This window comes from Skermanella sp. (assembly GCF_059503625.1).
This window is the reverse complement of the sequence record NZ_JCACHA010000237.1, coordinates 1-3,198: the sequence shown is the minus strand read 5'-3', so window position 1 is coordinate 3,198 and position 3,198 is coordinate 1. Positions and strand designations below refer to the sequence as shown.

Annotated in this window: 2 protein-coding genes; both read right to left on the bottom strand. The window is 63.5% G+C overall.

The window, feature by feature from the left end:
- Nucleotides 1-231: 231 nt before the first annotated feature.
- On the bottom strand, nucleotides 232-1,524 hold the full coding sequence (gene fahA, locus AC5JJ6_RS05795; RefSeq protein WP_496041130.1) for a fumarylacetoacetase: 1,293 nt from the start codon (nucleotides 1,522-1,524) through the stop codon (nucleotides 232-234).
- 20 nt (nucleotides 1,525-1,544) lie between these two features.
- Nucleotides 1,545-2,894, bottom strand: a complete 1,350-nt coding sequence (gene hmgA, locus AC5JJ6_RS05790) for a homogentisate 1,2-dioxygenase (protein ID WP_496041129.1) — start codon at nucleotides 2,892-2,894, stop codon at nucleotides 1,545-1,547.
- Between the last annotated feature and the right edge of the window lie 304 nt (nucleotides 2,895-3,198).

The window sequence follows — 3,198 nt, the reverse complement described above, 5'->3', positions numbered from 1 at the left end:
AAGTAATTATGCCAATAGCATTGAAGTTCGACCGGTAAGTTCCACAAGAGTCCGCCGGTAAAAATACCTTGATGTAGGTCGGGCCTCTTCAGCCCGGCATCTAACGCTCATGACCAGCGGAGTTTCGATAGTCAAACCTCCCTCAATCTGGCTGTTCGGTCTAAAGCGAACCGACAGCTGATAGCCAAGCGCCATGAACATGATGGAAAATCATGTAAAATTCAACTTGTCCTATGGGCGGACATCGGCGGAATGGGCCGGCACGATCCGTCCGGCCACCTCGCCGAAACCGACGCGGTAACCGTCGCCCTGGCACCAGCCCGTGATGACCGCCTCGTCGCCGTCCAGCAGGAACGACCGCTCGCCGCCGTCCTCCAGCGTAATCGGTCGCTGCCCGTTCCAGGTCAGTTCCAGCAGACTGCCGAAGCTGTCCGGCTCCGGACCGCTGATCGTGCCGGACCCCATCAGGTCGCCGACCCGTGTGTTGCAGCCGGAAACGGTATGGTGCGCAAGCTGCTGCGCCATGCTCCAGTACATGTGCCTGAAGTTGGTGCGGCAGACCGTCGTGGCCCTCCCGGCGCCTTCCGGCTTCAGCGATACCTCCAGGTGAAGGTCGACCGACGCTTTGCCGCCCTGCCGCAGATAGGGCAGCGGCTCCGGATCCTGCACCGGGCCGGCCACCCGGAACGGCTCCAGCGCCTCCAGCGTCACGACCCAGGGCGAGATGGAGGTTGCGAAAGTCTTGCTGTTGAAGGGGCCGAGCGGCACGTATTCCCATTGCTGGATATCGCGGGCGCTCCAGTCGTTCATCAGCACCATGCCGAAGATATGGCTTTCGGCGTCGCCGATGGGCACCGGTTCTCCCAGGTCATTGCCTTCCCCCACGATGAAGGCGGTCTCCAACTCGATGTCGAGCTTTCGGCAGGGACCGAAACTCGGAAGATCGTCGGCAGGCGCCTTGGTCTGGCCGTTGGGCCGCCGTACCGGCGTGCCGCTGACGACGACCGAACTGGCCCGCCCATTGTATCCGACGGGAAGGTGCAGCCAGTTCGGCAGCAGCGCGTTCTTCGGATCGCGGAACATGCTGCCGACATTGGTCGCATGCTCCTTGGACGAATAGAAATCGGTATAGCCGCCGATTTCCACCGGCAGATGGAGCAAAGCCTCCGTCATCGGAACCAGCGCGCGGGACCGCAGATCCGGATCGTCGCGCAGCCTCGGAGCGTCGTCGCGCAGCAACTCGCTGACGCTGGCCCGCGTGTCGCGCCAGACCGTCCTTTCCAGGGCCATGAAGGCGTTCAGGCTCGGCCGGTCGAATACCCGGCTGCCCCTGGAACCGGCGCTCAGCAGACCGGCCTGTTCCAGAACCGCCAGATCCAGAACCCGGTCGCCGATCGCGACGCCGGCCCTCGGCCTACGCTCCGCTTCGGTCGAGAAGATGCCGAAGGGAAGGTTCTGTATCGGGAAGTGGCTGCCGGGCGCCACCGCGACGAAGGACTTCAGCCGGGGATCGTTAGGATGCATCGATGTTTACTCCCTCGCCGTCATGGCCGCTCGGGATCGAAGTGCTTGCGGAGCCGCGCGCCATAGGCGCCGTAGTCCCGCTGCACCTGTTCCACTCCGGCGGCATAGGCGGTCACCCGCTGGGCAAAGCGCGTCTCGAACATGAAGGCCAGCGTCCCTTCCAGCTTGTGCGGCTTCAGCGCCGCATTGCTCGCTCCTTCGAAGGCGTCCGCATCCGGCCCATGGGGCAGCATCGTGTTGTGCAGCGAGAACCCGCCCGGCACGAAGCCGCCGCCCGTCTTGGCATCGTAGACGCCCTGGATCAGCCCCATGAACTCGCTCATGACGTTCATATGGTACCAGGGCGGGCGGAAGGTGTTCTCCGCCACCATCCAGCGCTCCGGGAAGATCACGAAGTCGATGTTGGCGGTGCCCGGCGTTTCAGAGGGCGAGGTCAGCACCGTGAAGATCGACGGGTCGGCATGGTCGAACAGAACAGGACCGACCGGCGAGAAACGCCGGAGGTCGTATTTGTATGGCGCGTAGTTGCCATGCCATGCCACCACGTCGAGCGGCGAATGCTCGATCTCCGTCACCCACAGCACGCCGCCCCACTTCACGGTCAGTTTGGCGGCGATGTCGCGGTCCTCATAGGCCGCGACCGGCGTCAGGAAGTCGCGTGGATTGGCAAGGCAGTTCGCGCCGATCGGCCCGCGCTCCGGCAGGGTCAGCGCACCGCCATAGTTCTCGCAGAGATATCCGCGGGCGGGACCGCCGCGCAGAACGGCACTGAACTTGACGCCGCGCGGGATCACGGCGATCTCGCCGGGGTCGATGTCGATCACGCCGAACTCGGTCCTGAGTCTCAGGCCTCCCTGCTGGGGGACGAACAGCATCTCGCCGTCGGCATTGTAGAAATATTCGTCCTCCATCGAGCGCGTCGCCAGATAGACATGCGCCGCCATGCCGGACTGCGTCCCCGCATCGCCCGCCGTGGTGACGGTCCTGATGCCCTCGATCAGCGACAGGCTTTCCGACGGGATCGGAAGCGGGCCCCAGCGCATCGGGGCAGGGGGGATTTCGACCTCGACGCAGGGTGCCGTCCGCCACAAGCCGGCGTCGGCTCTGGCGAACCTGCCCCAATTGGCGACAGTCGGCCGGATGCGGTAGAGCCAGGAACGTTCGTTGGTGGCGCGCGGCGCCGTGAAGGGCGAGCCGCTGAGCTGCTCCGCATAAAGCCCGTAAGCACATTTCTGCGGAGAGTTGCGGCCGACCGGGAGCGCGCCGGGCAATGCCTCCGTCTCGAAGCCGTTGCCGAAGCCCGACTGATAAGCCGGCGCCGCTCCAGGGCCGCCGGCATCAGCCGGATTGGATGCCGAAGTTTCCGTCATGGTCATCGTGCCTCCCCTGAACCTGCCTAACGTTTTTATATAGTTCGGTCACGGACGCTCCGGACGATCATAACCCAATTTGCTCCGGCTGGTCCGAGGGCCGAATGCTGGCTCTGCTCGATGATGGGAACCGTGCAGGTCCCCCGCCGCATTCGTCTTTTTCATAACATTCCGGAAATCTTTCCTATACTAATCTGCGCACCGCAAGTCGCAGAGGAAAGCCACCTCTATGCCTGAACACATAGTTTCCGACTATACCAAATCCGTCCCGACCCCGTTCGATCATAGGTACGAAATCCGGTCA

Excerpts from the sequence above, each read along its gene's own strand:
- fahA (WP_496041130.1), bottom strand. The coding sequence starts at position 1,524 with ATGCATCCTAACGATCCCCGGCTGAAGTCCTTCGTCGCGGTGGCGCCC.
- hmgA (WP_496041129.1), bottom strand. The coding sequence starts at position 2,894 with ATGACGGAAACTTCGGCATCCAATCCGGCTGATGCCGGCGGCCCTGGA.